Source organism: Microbulbifer maximicatervae (SeqCode), from assembly GCF_056231245.1.
Map to the genome: position 1 here is coordinate 4,493,418 of NZ_CP174334.1, position 19,068 is coordinate 4,512,485.

Genomic DNA, 19,068 nt, shown 5'->3' on the forward strand with positions numbered 1-19,068 from the left:
GAATGGCCGAGAGAAACGAATTTTAACAGGTATCCTAATGCCCTCTGTACGAATCAAAGACAACGAACCTTTCGATATCGCCCTGCGCCGTTTCAAGCGCTCCTGTGAAAAAGCAGGCGTACTGTCTGAAGTACGTCGTCGCGAGTTCTACGAGAAGCCCACCGCTGTTCGTAAGCGCAAAGCTGCTGCCGCTGTTAAGCGTCACGCTAAAAAGCTTCAGCGCGAAAACCGCAAGTTCCAGCGTCTCTACTAAGAGCCGCAGGCTGCATAAGCCTGTCGCAGCGAGGCGGCCGGACGGGCTTAGCCCGTAGCGGAGCTATAAAGAACGGCGTGCGAGCCATACTCGCGCGCCGTTTTTCGTTTGGGCTAACGCATTTCCCCCGCCCAGCAGACAAGCTATCCTAAGCCCCTGATCCAAAATTCATTGCCAACAATCCCGGAACACTCATTATGAGCACTCTCAAGGAAACCCTGACCCAAGCCACTAAAGACGCAATGAAAGCGCGAGACAAAGAGCGCCTGGCCACCCTGCGCCTGATCAACGCCGAGATCAAACGCGTTGAAGTCGACGAGCGAATCGACCTGGATGACGCCCGCATCCTCGCCCTGCTGGACAAAATGACCAAGCAGCGCCGCGACTCCATTACCCAGTACGAGAAAGCTGGCCGGGCTGAGCTGGCAGCAATAGAGCAGGCTGAAATTGAAGTTATCCAGGAATTCCTGCCGAAGCAGCTGAGCGAAGCTGAGATCACCGATATCGTTGCCTCCGCCGTCAAAGACACCGGTGCCAACAGCATGGCGGATATGGGCAAAGTCATCGCCCAGGTTAAACCCCAGGTGCAGGGCCGTGCAGATATGGGCGCGGTGAGCAAACTGGTGAAGGCCCAACTGGCCTAAGCTGAGCGAATCCCCATGGCCGGCAAGATACCCCAGCACTTTATCGACGATCTGCTCGCAAGGGCAGATATCGTCGAGCTGGTGGACAGCCGGGTCAAGCTGCGTAAAACCGGCAAAAACTACTCTGCCTGCTGCCCCTTCCACGACGAGAAAACCCCATCGTTTACCGTGAGTGCGGACAAGCAGTTTTATTACTGTTTCGGCTGCGGCGCCAATGGCAATGCCATCGGCTTCCTCATGGAGTACGACCGCCTGCCCTTCCCAGAAGCGGTGGAAAAACTCGCGGCCACCCGTGGACTGGAAGTTCCCAGGGAACAACTGGCACCGGGGCAAGAAAAGCGCCAGCGGGAGAGTCAATCTCTCTACCAGCTCACAGAGAAAGCCGCCGACTACTACCGTGAACAACTGCGTAACCACCCCGCCGCAGGCAATGCGGTGGCCTACTTGCGTAATCGCGGCCTCTCCGGTGAGATTGCCCGGGACTTTGGTATCGGCCTTGCGCCCCCCGGCTGGGACAACCTGCTCAATGCATTAGCCGATACCCCCGAGAAAGCGGATCAACTGGAACTGGCAGGCCTGGCCATTCGCCGCCAGGACAGTGATGGCAACACCAAGCCCAACGCGCGCCATCACTACGACCGCTTCCGCAACCGTATTATTTTCCCTATCCGCGACCAGCGCGGGCGCGCCATCGCCTTTGGCGGGCGGGTACTGGGCGACGACAAACCCAAGTACCTGAACTCCCCGGAAACCCCGATTTTCCACAAGAGCCGCGAACTCTACGGCCTGTGGGAAGCGCGCCAGGCCAACCGCAATTTAGAGCGCCTAATTGTGGTTGAAGGCTATATGGATGTGGTGGCCCTGGCCCAGTTCGATATCCGCTGCGCCGTCGCCACCCTGGGCACCGCTTGTGGCGAAGACCATATTCAACTCGCCTTCCGCCATACCTCGGAACTGCTGTTTTGCTTTGACGGCGACCGCGCCGGCCGCGCTGCCGCCCGCCGCGCTCTGGAGTCGGCCCTGCCGCAGATGCAGGACGGGCGCAGCCTGCGCTTCCTGCTGCTGCCGGAAGGCGAGGACCCGGACACCCTGGTACGCCAACTGGGCGGTGAACGTTTCCAGCAGCTAATTAAGGAGCAATCCCTACCGCTGGAAGATTTTCTCTTCGACCTGCTGAGCGAAGATATCAACCTGCAGACCATGGATGGCCGCGCGCGCCTGTCCAAACTCGCCGCTCCCCTGCTGGACCTCCTGCCCGATGGCGTCTACCGCCAGCTGATGTTCCAACAACTGGCCTCGCGCACCGGGCTCGACAAGGAAACCCTGCAAGAGGTTATCCGCACAGAAAAAGCTCGCACGCCGCAACAGCCCCACCCGCAACCTACAGCTGCACCGGGAGAGCCAAGCCAAGCACCCTCCCCTCAAGAGGAGCTGGAGCACCGCACACCGCCGGAACCCTGGCAGCGCGACAACAACTTCAGTGAAAGTGCAGCACCGAGTTACAACAGTCCGCGCCGCCAGAGCCAATATCTCCTGCCACCGGAGCGCATGCTGATCGCCCTACTGTTGCACCACCCAGAGCTGGCAGAACAAATCGAAAATCCACAGCAATTCCCCATCGAGGGCAATGAAGACCTGGCATTGTTTATCCAGCTGGTAGAACTGTACAAAAGTCGCCCCCAATTAAATTTCTATCAATTGATCGGCCACTGGCGTGCGCATCACAGCGCAGAATCTTGCGATACCCTGGCCAAGCTCGCTATTTCTCCACTGGTATCGGTCGCGCGGCAACTCGCCCAGGATGACAGCAACCTGGAATACGATCCGCACACCGAATTTAACGACTGTCTGCTGCGCCTGAAACAAGCTGCGGACAAACAGCGCAACCGCGATTTACTCGATCAACTCAAGAACAGCGCCCAGTTGAGCCCCGAAGAACAACTGGCCCTATTAGCCAATTGGCGAAAAAAGCAGAATTAATAAGCGCCAACCCCTTGAAAACTGCGGGCTCAGCACTATATTCACTCACCCCCGCCGGGCGGGATCGGGAACCCCAGCACCCTAAACATCGCACCTACGCCGTTACTTGACAGCTAGAGTGGTTATTGCTAGTGCAAATACGCTATAATCCCGCGTCTTTGTCCCGTATTTTCATTCCCAGAATTCAGGGTTGTGCATGACCGACAAAACCCAGCAACAGTCCCGCATTAAGGAACTGATCGCCCGCGGTAAAGAGCAGGGCTATCTGACCTATGCCGAGGTAAATGACCACCTACCGGAAGATATTTCCGATCCCGATCAGGTGGAAGACATTATTGGCATGATCAACGACATGGGCATCAAGGTGTTTGAAACCGCACCGGATGCCGAAGAGTTGTTGATGGCTGAAGGCGACAGCTCCGCTGATGAAATCGCCGCAGCCGAAGCTGCCGCTGCCCTGGCAGCCGTAGAGTCCGACGTAGGCCGAACCACCGATCCAGTACGCATGTATATGCGCGAAATGGGCACCGTAGAGCTGCTCACGCGCGAAGGCGAGATCGCCATTGCCAAGCGTATCGAAGAGGGCCTGCGCGAACTGATGGCCGCCCTGGCCTACTGGCCGGGTGCAGTGCAGCAGATCATCGATGAGTACGCTCTGATCGAAAAAGAAGAGCGCCGCATCCCCGATATTATCTCCGGTTGGCTCGACCCCGCCGACGAGGTTCCACCCGGAGCCCAGGCCGGCCAAGCCGCCGCCGCTGCCAGCGCGCCGGAGTCATCAGATTCCGATGACGACGCCGAAGACGACGACAGCGATGACGACAGCAGCGACGAGGAAGAGGAAGCTACCGGCGGTATCGACCCCGAAGAGCTCGCCGAGCGCATGAACGCGCTGATCGCCGCACAAAAAGCTGCCGACGAAGCCATCGCCGCCCACGGTCGCGATTCCAAAGAAGCTGGCCAAGCCCTCGAAGCCGTTGGCGATGTATTCCGCTTCTTTAAACTGGCTCCCCGCCAGTTCGACCCGCTGTACGGCGAAGTTCGCTACGTACTCGACAGCGTGCGCGAGCAAGAGCGCGTGGTTATGGCCATGTGTATCAAACGCGCCCGCATGCCGCGCAAGACCTTTATCAAGGAATTCCCCGGCAACGAGACCAATGATGATTGGATTCCCGCAATCATCAAGAAAAAGCGCGATTACTCCGATGCCCTACGCCACGTCGTAGACGAAGTTGTTCGCGCCCAGCGCAAACTGGCTCAGTTCCAGGAGCGCGCTAAGCTGGACGTAGGCCAGATCAAAGAGATCAACCGCCGCATGTCCATTGGTGAGGCCCGTTCACGCCGCGCCAAGAAAGAGATGGTCGAAGCCAACCTGCGTCTGGTTATCTCTATCGCCAAGAAGTACACCAACCGCGGCCTGCAATTCCTGGACCTGATCCAGGAGGGCAACATCGGCTTGATGAAGGCTGTGGATAAGTTCGAATACCGCCGCGGTTACAAGTTCTCCACTTATGCCACCTGGTGGATTCGCCAGGCCATTACCCGCTCTATTGCGGACCAGGCCCGCACCATCCGTATCCCGGTGCATATGATTGAGACCATCAACAAGCTCAACCGTATCAGCCGCCAGATGCTGCAGGAAATGGGTCGCGAACCCACCCCGGAAGAACTGGGCGAGCGCATGGAAATGCCGGAAGACAAGGTGCGTAAAGTCCTCAAAATCGCCAAAGAGCCGATCTCTATGGAGACGCCCATCGGCGACGATGAAGACTCCCACCTGGGTGACTTTATCGAGGACCAAAACCAATCCTCGCCGGTGGATACCGCCACTCAAACTGGTCTGCACGACGCTACCCGCTCTGTACTCTCCGGCCTCACCGCCCGTGAAGCCAAGGTACTGCGTATGCGTTTCGGTATCGATATGAATACCGACCACACTCTGGAAGAGGTGGGCAAACAGTTTGACGTAACCCGCGAGCGTATCCGTCAAATCGAAGCGAAAGCACTGCGCAAACTGCGACACCCCTCCAGGTCGGAGCATTTACGCAGCTTCCTCGACGAGTAAGCGCTAGACTAAAGCCCGGTTCAACCGGGCTTTTTTTTGTGACATAAAGATGACCTCCCCGCGCAGGCTTAGTGAAAGCAGGAGATAAGCATGCAAAAAGAAATGGCGAATAAGCAGGAAAAATCTGACGAGCTTGCCAACAAGCCCGGCAAGAAGGGGTTTGCTCGCCTCCTGGCTGCCACTAGCTACTCCAGTCAGGGGCTCGTCGCTGCATGGCGCAATGAGGAAGCTTTTCGCCAGGAAGTAATTGCTGCCTGCCTAATGGTGCCTCTCGCACTCTGGGCCGGGGAGACACCTACTGAGCGCGCCATATTGATTGCAGCCGTGATGTTTGTCCTCCCAATAGAACTTATCAACAGCGCTATTGAGGCGACCGTGGACCGCATCGGCCCCGAGAAACACCCGCTGGCCAAGATTGCCAAAGACACAGGCTCCGCCGCCGTGGCCGTCGCCCTCTTCGCTGCTTTCCTGGTTTGGTGCTGTATCCTTATCCCCAAACTGCCGATTTAAATACTTTAGTATGGGGTTTTAGCCTCCATTTCACATAAACAAGACAGCTGTACCAATTACAATCTCTAATTAATACTATCGAACCAATTAAGGTATTTGGCAGCTTTCGCAAGGTGGGTATCTATTCCATAAAGATCAGTTGTTGGCGAAAGCTTGAGCAATAGGGAAAGAAGATTTCTAGAATTTGCCCATATCGGCTTTGAGTGCTAACAAAGGCATTGATTTGCAAGGGAAAATCTTGTACTTTTCCCAACCGCTTGCAACAATCCTCGCAAGCAATGTGTGGGCCCTTAGCTCAGTTGGTTAGAGCATCCGACTCATAATCGGCAGGTCCTGGGTTCGAGTCCCGGAGGGCCCACCATTTTTACTCCACTCATATTCCTTGTATCGACATCAGTCTTTATCTCTACTTCGAAGCGATCGCACCAATTGGATGTTAAAGAAGATAGCGAGATAGATGTGTATAGCAGCAGTTTTTTACAATAATGTTAAACCAGCCTGAAACTTATATTGAGTTCCCCTAACACAAAGCAGAACCGAGTATATTTGCACAATGGAAACAACACCTTCTTAAATTGATCCAATAAACATCAACACAATAATAAAACCTCATAATTCTGCTCATTATTAGGATTTGTATAAATGGGATACTGGACCCCAAAGTCTTGTCTTTTGTTACCCGTGATTACCACCACTATCCGCAATAGAAAATCATTACACAAATTCATACATCAAATATTTTTACATATCTTTCAAGTTAAAAATCTACATCTTTTTTTACATTAAACCAACTTATATTTTATTTTAAAATTCACTTTACATAAAAATTACTCGACGCAATCAGCCACCAAAGTTATTCCTCCTACAAACAACAAAACACAAAGAAATCATATTTAGATTAATTTAATATAATCAAATATCAACATAAATATCTATTCTGGAATCACAGTATCTCGAAACAGCGGCTGATCATTCATCCAAGGAATTTTTTCAGCAACATGGCAAGTCATACAAGCAGAACGTACAGCAGAATATCCTTGCCATGCTCGCCTGACATCCCGACTTTCAAATGACTTCAGTACATCCGCATATATACTTTTCATAAAAATGGCATCGGCATTCTTTTTACGAGCCGGTCGCCTGACATAACCATTCTCTATTGCTGTTTTGATTTTCTTCCAATGATAAATTGCAAGGTCAAAATTCTCACCTTGCAAAGCAGAATAAATCGTTTTATAACGTGCTCCAACCTCCCACATCGAAGCAGAAAACCCTCCAAGAGAGTCTTGTAACAAAATTAGACGATCCCTTTCACTTTCTGCATTTAGCAGCCAGTCACTTTCTTTACCAGTATCGTAACTCAGAGAATATGAAAAATTAGAAGCTACAACAGAGACAAATAAACAAACCAAAACCTTATTCTCGTGCATATTATTCACCGTAACTTTAACTAAGCTAGTATTTAAATAATAGAACGATAAATAAAACACTGAAAATGAAATCATATCAATCTAGGCGCATTTTTTGACGAATCAAACTAGGTAACTTTTCAAACAGTTAGACGACTACCCTATTTACTCGAGCCGGCTAGTTAAGTAAAAATTTACGACAATATTGCTATGATTTCCTATATTAAACATTGCCCTATTACAAGCGAAACTAAATTTCGACAAGCGCCTATACCCAAAGTCTGCTAAAACTGATCCTCTTAATCACAATATATAGCGGTATTACAAATAACGAAGGAGAAGTAGCATGAGAGCATTAACACTAAAAACACCAGGCGGACTAGAAAATATTTCGGTTAGCGACATCGCTAACCCGGGAGCACCCGGCCCAGGCCAAATCCGCGTTGCAATTAAAGCTTCCTCCCTCAACTTCCATGATCTTTTGGTTGCCAATGGCAGTATTCCCACAGAGGACGGCCGTATTCTGATGTCTGATGGAGGCGGTATCGTGGATGCAGTTGGTGAGGGAGTTACCGATTTTCAGGTTGGCGATTCTGTTGTGTCGTGCTTTTTCCCACAGTGGCCAGCAGGTACGCCTATGGCTTCCGTGGGTAACTTTGCCAATACGCCTGGTGACGGTATCGATGGGATGGCCGCTGAGTTTGTTGTGCGCGATCAGAGCGCTTTTACCCTTGCCCCAAAAGGCTGGAGCCACGCTCAGGCGGCAACCATTACTACCGCGGGCCTTACTGCTTGGCGGGCATTGGTAGTAGACGGCAAGGTAAAACCTGGCGACACAATATTGACTCTAGGAACTGGCGGAGTATCTATTACGGTAATTCAGATTGCCAAAATACTGGGGGTCAAAGTTATTGTTACTTCTTCTTCCAATGAAAAACTGGAGCGCGCCAAAAAATTAGGCGCCGATCATGGCGTCAACTATCGCACCCATACACAGTGGTCAAAAAAGGTTATGGAGCTGACGGAAGGCAAAGGTGCGGACCATATAATTGAGCTCGGTGGCCCCGGTACACTAGAGCAATCGATCCATTCAGTCAGAGTTGGCGGCCATATTTCATTGATTGGTGTTTTAACGGGCCGCTCGGGAGAAGTGCCCACAGCACTGTTGATGGCCAAGCAGGCCCGGTTACAGGGCTTGATCGTTGGAAGCCGTAGGGATCAACGGGAATATGTCACCGCATTGGAAGCCAACCAGATACAGCCAGTGATTGATAAGACTTACCCTATGGAGGAACTGGCTGCGGCATTTGAGTACCAGGCCAGCGGGTCGCACTTTGGCAAGATCTGCGTCGAGTGGTAATGGAATAGCTCTCAATCTCGCCGCACTCTTAAAGCTAAGACACTTGTGAGAGCGCGGCTTAACGATTCCTACTGAAATATGAGGGGGAAACTCCAAATTGGCCATAAAAAGCCCGGCGAAAGCTATCATAGCTTGCAAACCCTACCTGCCGAGCCACCTGAACAAGGCTTGCTGATTCACAGGTGATTAAATCCCGCGCCCGGTTTAAACGGAGTTGGTTTAGATAATGTCCGGGGGTGCTATTAAGATGCTGTTTGAACAAGCGAGTTAACTGGCGATCGCTGACGGAAATACGCTCCGCCATATCGGAAACGCTGATTGATTTCTGGTAATTCTCCGACAGCCACTCCAATAGAGGATTGAGCCTCATACTGTCGCTGGATTGCACTTTAAGCAGATCAGAGTACTGTGACTGCCCTCCCCTGCGCTGAAGATAAACGACCAGATCTTTAGCCACGCTGGCCGCAATAGTATTGCCATAATCCTGGCGAATCACTTCCAAGGCCAAGTCGACTCCAGATAGAATTCCCGCTGAAGACCACAGTTTTCCGCTTTCAATAAACAGGGGGTCCTGCTCAACCTGATAATTGACTGCTTGCTCGGCAAGCTGCCGGCAATGCCGCCAGTGAGTGGTAATGCGGTGCTTTTGTTCCGGAAATATATCTGTTAGTAAGAATGCACCTGTACAGATACTCAAGACACGTTCTGCTTTGTCTGCGATTGCACGCAGCGCATTTACCTGCTTAGGACTTAAGCGCAGCTGCCGCATCCCAGTACCGCCAGTAATGACCAGGTAATCAATTTCCCTATCCTGGTAAATATCAAAATCCACTGATAGGGCTTGGCCGTACGCGGTTTTAACTGATGCATTGGTTAAACCTATCAAACGACTTGTATAGGCCTCACTAACGAAACTATTAGTCTCCATAAAGGCATCCAAGGGCCCAAAAAGGTCTAACGCCTGGAATCCATCTGCAACAAAAAAACCTATCTTCTTGGTCATAGCATCTCCTCCACACAGGGAATTGTACTCCAGTGGGCGCGTCTGCTATGACACATTTACGACATAAAACGACATTGGTACTTCACCTAAACTAGTTCAACATAGAACTACCTCCATGAAACTGAACCACCCAACCTCATAAGGCTGGCAAAAGATTAGCTAGTCAGTCCAAATCCCACAGCAATTAAAACTCTACCATTCAGCTACTCAATGTTTGTAAGGTTTGTATTACCTAAACCGTTTGTACCAAATTGGTCAGCTCTTATCCTAAGTAGGAAGTTTTACTTAATAAAAAATAATCTTTAAGAAAATACTCAATATGCAAATGAACCAACCATGATGCCGGTCAAGTAATAAAAATTAATTTAGAGTTAACCTTCAGTTTTATTTACCAAACAAACTGCAGTTGCATTTTGCACCCACACCAATTTCCCAATCTATAAAAAACAACTTATTACTCCAAAAGTACCAATACCTAAAGCACAAGAAACACAGTAAGGATGTATTAAATGGCGTTACAGAAGTCCCCCGGACAAAAAAGAAAATCGATGGTGCGTACAGTATGTATTTTAGTTTTCCTTATTCTGACTTACTTTCTGTCAAACTATTACTCTCGTGCCAACAATGAATCATTAAGTTGGGTCGAAAATCATCAAGCTCTAGATGCTGAAGTAGTAGCGTTAAGAGAGGAGGAAGAAGAGTACCGGGGCCGCAAAGGTAAAAAGCGCTATCGTACAAATTACTATATTGACTATCAGTTTAACTATGAAGATGAGGACTTTGAATCCTCCGCAGAGGTTTCAAAAGGAATTTATAGTCAATATGAACAAAGTCAACCTATCGAAGTATGGTTTCCAGAGGGCGACATCTACGGTCATGTATTGGCGCAGAATGCTCAAAGAGATATCGAAAGTAACACACCTGTAGGAAACCTGATTCAAGCAGCACCTATCACTATAGGTATCTGCCTCGTCTTATATTGGATTTTAAGCTTCTTGTTTGTAAGGGAATCAAAAAAAGCACTACCCGAGGGCTTTTATACTGAGACGTCCTGGCTTGATATTGATGATAACTACCTCGTCGCCTTAGAAGGAGATGAACTCGTCTATTTTGATATCCCGAAAAAACAGGCTTTAACTGCTCAATCCGCCTATCAAGCGGGGAAATCCCCTGAAGAAATATATCATTTATGTAAACCTGATACCGCAGCACGAATCCCTCTCAATGAAATAAATTCACTTAGCAGTGACCACAATTCAGATGTAATAACTATCAAGCACGGGGATAAGACCCATTCTGTTGAGTTCTTAAATCAAACAGTAAAAGCGCACGCATTAGAGCGTATCGAGAAACAACTACCTGAGACAATGGATTATCAGCATATTCAGCGGTCTCGTTTGCAAGCCACTCTACCGTCACTTGTGATAGCAATACTGTTAATTGGCCTTATCTACTGGCTTGACTCATTTATTCTCCGTGCGATAGTTGGTTTTATTGGGCTAACCTCTGTGGCCCCGAATCTTTTGTCCAAATTAATTAGTCCGACAGAGACACGCCTCTGGGTGAAAGTCGAAGAAACCTCTGTAAAGCACGCATAGTAAAGAAGATGGCCAGCTTCGGCTGGCCGCTTTAATAGAACTGCCTGTTGCTCATAATCGAGCTCAGCTATACTGTCCCCAGAATAAACATAACGTCAGTCTGAAGACCCATTGGGATAGCAGAGATTATGAACTTCTCTTCATTAGCTTTTGCCATGCTCACCACAGCTACTACTCCAAATAGTTGCACAGATGGTATCGCTTTACTCCGTGGAGTAACAGCCATTGCCGCTGAATACCCTTGGCTGAGTGCAGATAAAAAAGATTATATAGTCCGAGACTATCCACGAATGTATCTCGTGCTACCTAAAATACCCGGGGAGCAAACAGTCGGTAATGAACAGCCTAATGCCGCGGTGGATAAAGAAAGCTGCCAGGTTATTAATGTGTTTCTTTCTAGCTAATTTTATTTAGTATCTCAAAGCTCCCTACGGCTTAGTTCCGGGAGCTCTCCCCCTATCTACTACTACCCTTGCTCAGCATAAGTCAGTGTATTGTTATTTTCGTTACACTCATCGACGAGATTGGTAAAGTCAGCAGTTACCTCTAAAACCGCATCCGGGTCAAAAACCCAGTAACCCAAAGTAAATACAATACTTACAGTGCCACCAGCAGGAATTGCAGGCGTCGCCTGTACATCGTTGGCTAGTGTATCAATATCTAAAAGGCGAGCCTGGCTGATTGGCGCTGCCAGAGCACCTATATTAGTGATATCGACTACGATGATGGATTGCCCGGTTCCAGGATTCCAGATCGGATCATAGATTTGGCTCACTATCAGGTCAGGTTTATTACATACACACAGACACATATAGTGATCATCTTCTTTGACACCATAAGGAGTTCCGACATAGCAAACCGACTTATCGTCAAACTGATTGCCATAGAGCCAGTGAGATGATGGGTCATTGACAGGTTTCTCGATTATTTCAGGGTCGCGAGTTACCTTACAAACACTGGTAGATTCAAAATCATCTATCAGGTCAGTAGCAACCTCTGACTCAGGCACCCCTCCAACCCAAATTGCACAAGTCCGACGACATGTCAGTGGACCCTGCCCCTGCCAATAATTTGGAAACCAACCCGCTTCATAGTTTTGCATACTTAAATCTTGAATTGGATCTGCATAACTGCTAGAAGCTAAAATCCCTAAGATAACTACACGCAATATAGATTTAAACATAACGCCCTCCATTTAAGTGAATACACCTATAAATTTACCCATCCAGATTCATGTAACTTAGACTGAATTTATGGGCAGAGCGATTGTAAACTGTGCTTAATGAATATCTATGGAGACAGTAAAATTCTGGCGGGCATTAATTTTGCTTTCTATTGAATGAAAACAAAAAACAAACACCTTCAAACCGCGTATTTCTAATAACAATTAGAATAGAAATCCATCTATCATACAATTATAAATAACAAAATCACGCAGCTGGATCAAGAATCACAAATTGGAATAACCAGAAATTTATAATTCAGCCAAACTATAAAATGCGGCCATTACCGTACAGAGTATAATTAGTGGCAGATAAACAAAATTTAAAGCCGAGTATTTAATACAGGTCGAGATCCACCCCTCTTTATAGATATTCTTTTGCATCACTAGTAAATTTATTGGCATCCAAAGGAAAAGCAGCAGCAAAATCCCATAACATAAAATTTCCATCCAGAACAAAGGCTCAACAAATTCTTGCAAGAGAAAAATAGCAGTTCCTAGCAACAACGTTAGGCTCACATAGGCATGACTATGGAGCGATACAATAACATGTTCCATATACAATTTTTCTCTACATGCATAAAGTAGCCACAATATACCTGAGTATATTGGCAGCATAAGTAACAGCATTGTAGGAAGAGATCCGAAGAAAGCTTTGGCAAAGATTGTAGGGTTTTCCGACACTCGCTCAATATTACTTCTCGCCTTTTTGAATTCGATATCAAACCAATGACGCCATGACTGCGGCATAATTTCTACGGCATAGACTTTTTCTTCAATAATTGAGAGTACTCGATTAAAAGATATCGACCATACTTCTTGCTTATTTTCTGCTCCACGAACTTTCAATTTCCTGCCACCAGGCAGATCCCAGTCAAATTGTTTTTCTGTATCACCTGTGGATGACTGAACCATTTTTGCGGCAACATTCTCACTAGTACGGATAGACTGCTCTTGAGCAATACTCCAATCACTACTAATACGAATCAGAAAAAAGGCACTTACGCAAAGAAAGATAAACAGCTTTACCGGGCTTACATATCGTGCTCGCCTTCCAGATAAATATTCTATCGTCAAAAATCCTGGGGATAACAGTAAAGCCGGCAGTGTTCTCCACAAACGTGAATCAAATGCCACAAGGGTATTTAGAAAGTCTCTAATCACACTTGATAAGCGTCTCACAATACCTTCTGCTGACTGTCCACAGCCATAACAGAAATGCCCCAATAAAATTGTATTACAGTTAGAGCAATAATCTTGCCTCTCTACCGAGGCTTCCTTTCGACTTTTAATACCCACTATATCTTCCGATTATATATAACTGTAAACTTTAAATGTCCATCAATTTATATCGCTAAAACCGTTATTACAATCCAGCCAAGCTCCAAACGATGGCAAAAACCGCTCCAATTGATAATAGACACAAGTAAGCCATCCCCAATACTGAATATTTACAAAAGGTTACAAACCAGCCTTGCCTATATATACGCTTTTGCATCCAAAGGAGATAAACCAGAACCCAAAAAATCAATAAGGTTATCAGGGCCTCTAAAGCTAATGTTATAGGAGTATACCCAGCCATGTTAACACTTAGCACGTATAAGATATTTCCAATCAGGATACTTAGAAATATAAAAGCATGACTATGTAAAGCTACAATTAAGTGCTCCATATATAGTCGACGCTTAAAGATATAGAGCACCCATAACATCATGGCAAACATTGGCAACATGATTAACAGTGCATAAGGAAGCGTCTTAAGAAATGCTTTCTTGAACCGATTTGGATTTTCAGTAACTTGCTTAATATTCTGGTTGGCATTTTCAATCTTGGCATCCATCCAGTCTTGCATGGGCTTTGGTAGGCCTTTGATATCCATTCTTATCAATTTATTATCTGGATCATTGGCTGATGACTGCCAAACCGGCTCCGAGTCCTCTTGAGAAATTATTCGCCCCTTATCACTGCCTTTAACAATCTCATTTTTAATACCTCTTTTAATACCCTCTTCAATCTCCTCTTTAGCTTCGATAAGACTTATTTCAGCCTTCTTAATTTCTCCTAGCAGGCCTTTTTGTTCAGGAATTTCAGTATGTACTGGCCGATCCGCCTGCAAAAGGAGGTCGACACCCGACGCTTCTAACTGAGGTCCTTCATTTGAAGCATCAGCATCCATAAAATTGATTGTCCAGTCTCCACTCAAACGAGTTACAAAAAGACTGGTGATACAGAGAAAAATAAATAGCCGTACAGGGCTTACATATCGAACACGACGACCAGAAAAATACTCTGTTGTTAAAAACCCTGGTCGGAATAATAGCGCAGGTATGGTTTTCCATGTTCTGGAGTCAAACGCCAACAAGGTATCTAAGAAATCACCGATTACAGATGAAAAATGCCGCACCATACCTTTAACGGGCTGACCACAAGCATAACAATGGGGACCTAACAACTGTGTACAGCAGTTTGCGCACTTATTATCTTCATTACAAACACTTGCTATTGATGTCGTACTACTCAAGATCTACTTCCTTCGACATTCCCTTTAACTACTTACCACCAGTAATCGAAAGCCCAATTTTCTGAACAGAATTACGGATATAAAAATTTGCAATACAATATTCTGAATATAGACAGTGCTGCGAGTAAACTCTCTAGTTTGAATAACTTAACATCTAAACAGCACAGTTTCACCAACACCAACCATTTAACGCTTATACGTTTAATGGTTGGAATCCTATTAGGATATATCCTTATAACTCTGCCAAACTCCAAAATACAGTAAGAGCCGCACCAACAGATAATAAAACTAGATAGGCCAACCCCAAAAAAGAATACTTAAACAATGTCATGAACCAACCCTGCTGATATACACGCTTTTGCATCCAAAAAAGATATACAGGAACCCAAAGAACTAATAGTGCCATCAGGCTATTAAGAGATGAGGATATAAATGCGTACCCTTCCAGTTGACTACTTATACTATAAAAAAGGTTGCCAATCAGAATACTCAGGCAGATAAAAGCCTGGCTGTGTAACGCTACAATCAGGTGCTCCATATAAAGTCTGCGTTTAAAGACGTAAAGCACCCACAGCATCATGGCAAATATTGGCAGTATGACTATAAGAGTTGACGGAAGAGCTCCCAAGAAAGCTTTTTTGAAACGATTTGGATCATCGGTCACCCTTTCTACATTTTTATGGGCGCTCTCTACTTTACGGTTAACCCAATCTTCTAATGGTTTGGGAAGCCAATCAACTTGAAGAAACTCTCTATCTAACTCACTAATAGTCTCATTTAATCCTGAGGCCAGTTCCTCTTTAGAAAGGTTTTCCGATCCATTCTGGCCTCCATCAATCTCACTTAAATCTTCATTGAGTTTATGCAAACCACCGGTAAGCTTCTCTTGTTCGCTAATCAGATTTTTCTCAACATCTTCCAAAACAGCGACAGCATAACTATTGTTTACGTGCTTTTCTTTGCCTTTTCGAATATCTTCGATGGCGTCGTTATAACCTTGGCTCGCTTTTTCAACATCGACTGACTCAACGTCTACATTTCCAAAATTAATAGCCCAATCACTATTTATCTGGGTTACAAAGAAGCTGGTGATACATAGAAAGATAAACAAGCGTACAGGGCTGACATAACGGACCCGTCGACCAGAGAAATACTCAGCGGTTAAAAATCCAGGTCTAAAAAACAGAGAGGGTATTGTTTTCCATGTGCGAGAATCAAAAGCAAGCAGGGTATCAAAAAAGTCTCCAATTACTGAGGAGAAATGACGAACCATGCCTTTAACCGGCTGACCACAGGCATAGCAATGGGGCCCCAATAGCTCTGCATGACAATTGGCACAATGGTTTGGATTATAATCCGAATTATTTGTAGAGGTTGCAGTGCTCATTACCGCTCACCGAATCACTGATTATCTTATTCACCTGGCAAAAGCTTCCAGGCCCAAGTATCTGCTAACGAACCAGAACCGAAATACCTCAATTAGCAGAACTCTACTAATATCCCGAATATCAGCTGGAGTACAATTTTTTTAATGACTTATAGGTATTAAGAGAGAGGTAAAAGAAACGCGCCGACTATTAGGCGCGTTTCGAAGGGAATTTGGCATAAATTGCCGGTTGCTAATTATCCAAAAGGAAGCGTGCAATTGTACGCAGGCCGTGCCCTTTAGCACCTGGCGCCCACTGATCATTGCCACTGGGCTGGTAAGAGCCTGAAAGGTCCATATGCACCCAATTGCGACCTTCATCCCGTACAAAGCGAGCCAGGAAGGAGGCTGCCGTAGATGCACCAGGACTTCCCTCAATACCAACATTGGCGATATCGGCAAAATTGGACGGGGTTTGCTCAAGGTGGAAACGCTCTAAAGGAAGTCTCCACGCCTTTTCATTTTCCTCAGAAGCTGCAGACAATACCTTTTGAGCTGCTTCATCTTCAAAACTAAAGACAGAGTTGAAATCCCGACCTACAGCCATCTTTGCTGCACCTGTCAGAGTAGCGGCATCCAATAACCAGCGAGGCTCTTCTTCCGAAGCTGCAATTAAACCGTCGGCCAGCACCAGGCGCCCTTCAGCATCGGTATTCAGTATTTCTACACTCACTCCGTTTTTATATTTAATAATATCGCCCAATTTAAAGGCATGACCGGAGATCAGATTTTCTGCGCAGCAGAGATAGAGTTTAACCCGCTTGTTGAGACCTCTGGCTATTGCGAGAGCCAAGCCTCCAGTTACCATGGCCGCGCCCCCCATATCGGATTTCATTGTGGCCATGTTGTTGGACGGCTTAATGCTGTAGCCGCCGGAGTCAAAAGTAATTCCTTTACCCACCAAACACATATCAACCGGCGCCTGGTCATCACCCGTCGGGTTGAAGTCCACTTGTAACATCACGGGCTCACGTACACTACCACGCCCAACGTTATGGATACCGACAAACCCTTCACGCAGCAGGTCATCCCCGGCAACTATACGGTAAGTTACCGCACTGGGAGCCAGCTTTTGCAGCATTTCTGCAGCGCTCTCCGCCAATACACGCGGAGACACATCATCAGGAGTACCATTAGTAATTTCACGAACCCAGCGACTGGCATTTTCACGGGCGGCGAGTTCTTTTAACTCGGCGCTGTCATCAGTCCCCCAGTCAATTTTGTTGGATTTACGCGGGTTAAAAAAACCTGCCCAAAATGCCCAGCGGCTTTCAATACTCCAGCTTTCTCCTTTGAGGACAACATCGTTGACCCCCATACCATCGAGCTTTCGGGCAGCTCGCTGCGCTGCAACCAACACAGCGCCTTTCGCAGCGCTAATATGAATATTGGCAGCGCTACCATCAAAGCTCAGCAGTGCTGATTCTCCCCAGGGTTCCGGCGCAAAGCCCTCAACCAAATGAATATGCATAGCCTTTGTCATACAACACCTATTTTGAAACTTGTGTACCAATTTTATCGGTATTTCTCCTGCATTCTAACAGGACATTAAAAATACTTGATGATTGCACCGCCACCGAGTCGACAGATAAACTGTGAACCAAGACAAAATAACTATTAAGTAGAGAAATTCGTTAGGGAAGAATAAATGGCTGATTCCTGCCACTATCACACTAGCAAGACTGCATCCTGGCAGTGCCAGCCCTGCAACCGTCAGTTCTGTGGTGAGTGTATTCCGGGTTCGAGTACCAATTACCATGGGCAGGGTCCCGAATGCCCACTCTGCCGCGATAGCCTGGAATATATCGGAGCCAGTAACAACGCCAAGCCTTTTTGGCAAATGGGGCTATTTTACTTTCTCTATGCTTTTAAGCCTGGCCCTCTAACAATCATGGCTGTTGCAGCAGCGGGCAGTATGGTAATAACGTCAATGGGTCTTCTGACCCTTGTCGCTTTGGTGGCCATTGTAGCTGTTGTATCCCGCTACAATCTCTTGGTCATCGAAAGACTCGCAGGAGGCCAACTGGAAGCCCCTCCACTGGCAGATGCACTTGATGGCAATGGTGCAATGTTATTTCTGAAAGTCATTGGAATGACATTGATCGCCGGTTTTGTTGGCTACAAACTTGTACAATTTACTGGAAGCCTCAATGTCATAATGATTTATGCGACCGCCCTGTCATTTTTAGCGCCGGCTGCAATGATTGCCTTAGCGCTTACCCATAGTTTGAGGTCCGCAATCAACCCACTCAAATTATTGGAATTTACCTTAATCATTGGCTGGCCCTATTGGTTGCTGTTAATTATTACCAATATCATTTCTTTCGCACCCAATATACTAATGGCCGTGGTCAGCGATAAACTGCCGGCCTGGGCAATTTTCCCGACCACGGCAGCCATTGTCTCTTACTTTTCCATCGTCTCAAGTGCTGTGATGGGATATATCTGCTTAACTCGACAGCAAAAACTGGGAATAGCCTCAATACAAGAAGATGATGAAAATTACTTAGAGGAAAATGAATTCCTGTGTAAGCGCGCTCGGGCTGAAGCGCAAATATTTTTACGCGAAGGGGACTTCAAGGGCGCTCGCCAGGCTTTGGTTGAAGGATTGCGCCGCTTCCCTAACGACGAAACTCTTAATGAGCGCTACTACCGCCTTTTACTTGCTACCGACGATAAAAAAGCCCTTCAGGAGCTGGGGCCACATCTATTAGAAAAATTTGTACAGATAAATCGCCCACATAAGGCAGCTGAACTGTATATGGCCACAGAGCCCAGCCCGCCTGTGGCTAAGCCGGAGATACGCCATGCACTAGCCAAGGTGCTATACCAACAGCATAAATACCAATTGGCAGCACAGCTACTCAATAATTTACATAAAGAGGCCTATCCACAACTCGATGCTGCCTATCTGTTATTGGCACAAGTGTATATGGATGGATTGGATAGAGAAGACTTGGCAAAAAAACTACTGCACTTTGTCCGACAGAAATTTCCAGAGAGTGCTTTGCGTTCTGAAATCGATACCCTGTGGAAAGTACTTAACAGCACTGCCGAAATTCACTAAATAACAAAAT

Annotated in this window: 16 protein-coding genes and 1 tRNA gene; 10 read left to right on the forward strand and 7 right to left on the reverse strand. The window is 46.9% G+C overall.

Going from position 1 to position 19,068, the window contains the following annotated elements; translation table 11 throughout:
- Positions 1–37: 37 nt before the first annotated feature.
- From rpsU to ACJJIS_RS19755, 6 genes are all read left to right on the forward strand, one after another.
- Positions 38–253, forward strand: coding sequence for a 30S ribosomal protein S21 (gene rpsU / locus ACJJIS_RS19730; protein ID WP_020411530.1), 216 nt, complete (start codon positions 38–40; stop codon positions 251–253).
- Positions 254–450: 197 nt separating this feature from the next.
- A complete protein-coding gene (locus tag ACJJIS_RS19735) occupies positions 451–897 on the forward strand; it encodes a GatB/YqeY domain-containing protein (protein ID WP_475708878.1) in 447 nt (148 codons plus the stop codon).
- Between the two features lie 15 nt (positions 898–912).
- Positions 913–2,877 (forward strand): DNA primase, encoded by a 1,965-nt coding sequence (gene dnaG / locus ACJJIS_RS19740; RefSeq protein ID WP_475708879.1) that lies wholly within the window; start codon positions 913–915, stop codon positions 2,875–2,877.
- A gap of 196 nt (positions 2,878–3,073) precedes the next feature.
- Positions 3,074–4,942, forward strand: coding sequence for an RNA polymerase sigma factor RpoD (gene rpoD / locus ACJJIS_RS19745; protein ID WP_444906527.1), 1,869 nt, complete (start codon positions 3,074–3,076; stop codon positions 4,940–4,942).
- A 90-nt stretch (positions 4,943–5,032) separates the two neighbouring features.
- A complete protein-coding gene (locus tag ACJJIS_RS19750; RefSeq protein WP_444914877.1) occupies positions 5,033–5,452 on the forward strand; it encodes a diacylglycerol kinase in 420 nt (139 codons plus the stop codon).
- A gap of 284 nt (positions 5,453–5,736) precedes the next feature.
- Positions 5,737–5,813 (forward strand) — tRNA-Ile (locus ACJJIS_RS19755).
- A 571-nt stretch (positions 5,814–6,384) separates the two neighbouring features.
- Here ACJJIS_RS19755 and ACJJIS_RS19760 read toward each other — a convergent pair.
- A complete protein-coding gene (locus tag ACJJIS_RS19760; protein WP_475708880.1) occupies positions 6,385–6,882 on the reverse strand; it encodes a hypothetical protein in 498 nt (165 codons plus the stop codon).
- Between the two features lie 325 nt (positions 6,883–7,207).
- On the opposite strand from ACJJIS_RS19760, the gene ACJJIS_RS19765 reads away from it, so the two are divergent.
- Positions 7,208–8,221, forward strand: a complete 1,014-nt coding sequence (locus ACJJIS_RS19765; RefSeq protein ID WP_475708881.1) for a zinc-dependent alcohol dehydrogenase family protein — start codon at positions 7,208–7,210, stop codon at positions 8,219–8,221.
- A gap of 58 nt (positions 8,222–8,279) precedes the next feature.
- Here ACJJIS_RS19765 and ACJJIS_RS19770 read toward each other — a convergent pair whose 3' ends face one another.
- On the reverse strand, positions 8,280–9,224 hold the full coding sequence (locus ACJJIS_RS19770; RefSeq protein WP_282934496.1) for a GlxA family transcriptional regulator: 945 nt from the start codon (positions 9,222–9,224) through the stop codon (positions 8,280–8,282).
- A gap of 509 nt (positions 9,225–9,733) precedes the next feature.
- Here ACJJIS_RS19770 and ACJJIS_RS19775 point away from each other — a divergent pair.
- A complete protein-coding gene (locus tag ACJJIS_RS19775; protein WP_475708882.1) occupies positions 9,734–10,822 on the forward strand; it encodes a hypothetical protein in 1,089 nt (362 codons plus the stop codon).
- Positions 10,823–10,950: 128 nt separating this feature from the next.
- Positions 10,951–11,226: a hypothetical protein gene (locus ACJJIS_RS19780; RefSeq protein ID WP_444892674.1), complete on the forward strand. Its 276-nt coding sequence runs from the start codon at positions 10,951–10,953 to the stop codon at positions 11,224–11,226.
- A gap of 62 nt (positions 11,227–11,288) precedes the next feature.
- Here the strand turns inward: ACJJIS_RS19780 and ACJJIS_RS19785 are convergent, their stop codons facing one another.
- The 5 genes from ACJJIS_RS19785 to pepB form a co-directional block, all read right to left on the reverse strand.
- Positions 11,289–12,005, reverse strand: a complete 717-nt coding sequence (locus ACJJIS_RS19785) for a CARDB domain-containing protein (RefSeq protein WP_444926549.1) — start codon at positions 12,003–12,005, stop codon at positions 11,289–11,291.
- Between the two features lie 291 nt (positions 12,006–12,296).
- Positions 12,297–13,343, reverse strand: a complete 1,047-nt coding sequence (locus ACJJIS_RS19790) for a DUF3667 domain-containing protein (RefSeq protein ID WP_475708883.1) — start codon at positions 13,341–13,343, stop codon at positions 12,297–12,299.
- Between the two features lie 67 nt (positions 13,344–13,410).
- Positions 13,411–14,565 (reverse strand): DUF3667 domain-containing protein, encoded by a 1,155-nt coding sequence (locus tag ACJJIS_RS19795; protein WP_475708884.1) that lies wholly within the window; start codon positions 14,563–14,565, stop codon positions 13,411–13,413.
- Positions 14,566–14,797: 232 nt separating this feature from the next.
- A complete protein-coding gene (locus ACJJIS_RS19800) occupies positions 14,798–15,952 on the reverse strand; it encodes a DUF3667 domain-containing protein (protein ID WP_444934765.1) in 1,155 nt (384 codons plus the stop codon).
- 232 nt (positions 15,953–16,184) lie between these two features.
- On the reverse strand, positions 16,185–17,474 hold the full coding sequence (gene pepB, locus ACJJIS_RS19805; RefSeq protein WP_444940143.1) for an aminopeptidase PepB: 1,290 nt from the start codon (positions 17,472–17,474) through the stop codon (positions 16,185–16,187).
- A 165-nt stretch (positions 17,475–17,639) separates the two neighbouring features.
- On the opposite strand from pepB, the gene ACJJIS_RS19810 reads away from it, so the two are divergent.
- Positions 17,640–19,058, forward strand: coding sequence for a hypothetical protein (locus tag ACJJIS_RS19810; RefSeq protein WP_475708885.1), 1,419 nt, complete (start codon positions 17,640–17,642; stop codon positions 19,056–19,058).
- The last annotated feature ends 10 nt before the right edge of the window (positions 19,059–19,068 follow it).

What these genes read in the sequence shown, in the direction of transcription:
- rpsU (WP_020411530.1), top strand. Translation starts at nt 38, where the DNA reads ATGCCCTCTGTACGAATCAAAGACAACGAACCTTTCGATATCGCCCTG.
- ACJJIS_RS19735 (WP_475708878.1), top strand. Translation starts at nt 451, where the DNA reads ATGAGCACTCTCAAGGAAACCCTGACCCAAGCCACTAAAGACGCAATG.
- dnaG (WP_475708879.1), top strand. Translation starts at nt 913, where the DNA reads ATGGCCGGCAAGATACCCCAGCACTTTATCGACGATCTGCTCGCAAGG.
- rpoD (WP_444906527.1), top strand. Translation starts at nt 3,074, where the DNA reads ATGACCGACAAAACCCAGCAACAGTCCCGCATTAAGGAACTGATCGCC.
- ACJJIS_RS19750 (WP_444914877.1), top strand. Translation starts at nt 5,033, where the DNA reads ATGCAAAAAGAAATGGCGAATAAGCAGGAAAAATCTGACGAGCTTGCC.
- ACJJIS_RS19760 (WP_475708880.1), bottom strand. Translation starts at nt 6,882, where the DNA reads ATGCACGAGAATAAGGTTTTGGTTTGTTTATTTGTCTCTGTTGTAGCT.
- ACJJIS_RS19765 (WP_475708881.1), top strand. Translation starts at nt 7,208, where the DNA reads ATGAGAGCATTAACACTAAAAACACCAGGCGGACTAGAAAATATTTCG.
- ACJJIS_RS19770 (WP_282934496.1), bottom strand. Translation starts at nt 9,224, where the DNA reads ATGACCAAGAAGATAGGTTTTTTTGTTGCAGATGGATTCCAGGCGTTA.
- ACJJIS_RS19775 (WP_475708882.1), top strand. Translation starts at nt 9,734, where the DNA reads ATGGCGTTACAGAAGTCCCCCGGACAAAAAAGAAAATCGATGGTGCGT.
- ACJJIS_RS19780 (WP_444892674.1), top strand. Translation starts at nt 10,951, where the DNA reads ATGAACTTCTCTTCATTAGCTTTTGCCATGCTCACCACAGCTACTACT.
- ACJJIS_RS19785 (WP_444926549.1), bottom strand. Translation starts at nt 12,005, where the DNA reads ATGTTTAAATCTATATTGCGTGTAGTTATCTTAGGGATTTTAGCTTCT.
- ACJJIS_RS19800 (WP_444934765.1), bottom strand. Translation starts at nt 15,952, where the DNA reads ATGAGCACTGCAACCTCTACAAATAATTCGGATTATAATCCAAACCAT.
- pepB (WP_444940143.1), bottom strand. Translation starts at nt 17,474, where the DNA reads ATGACAAAGGCTATGCATATTCATTTGGTTGAGGGCTTTGCGCCGGAA.
- ACJJIS_RS19810 (WP_475708885.1), top strand. Translation starts at nt 17,640, where the DNA reads ATGGCTGATTCCTGCCACTATCACACTAGCAAGACTGCATCCTGGCAG.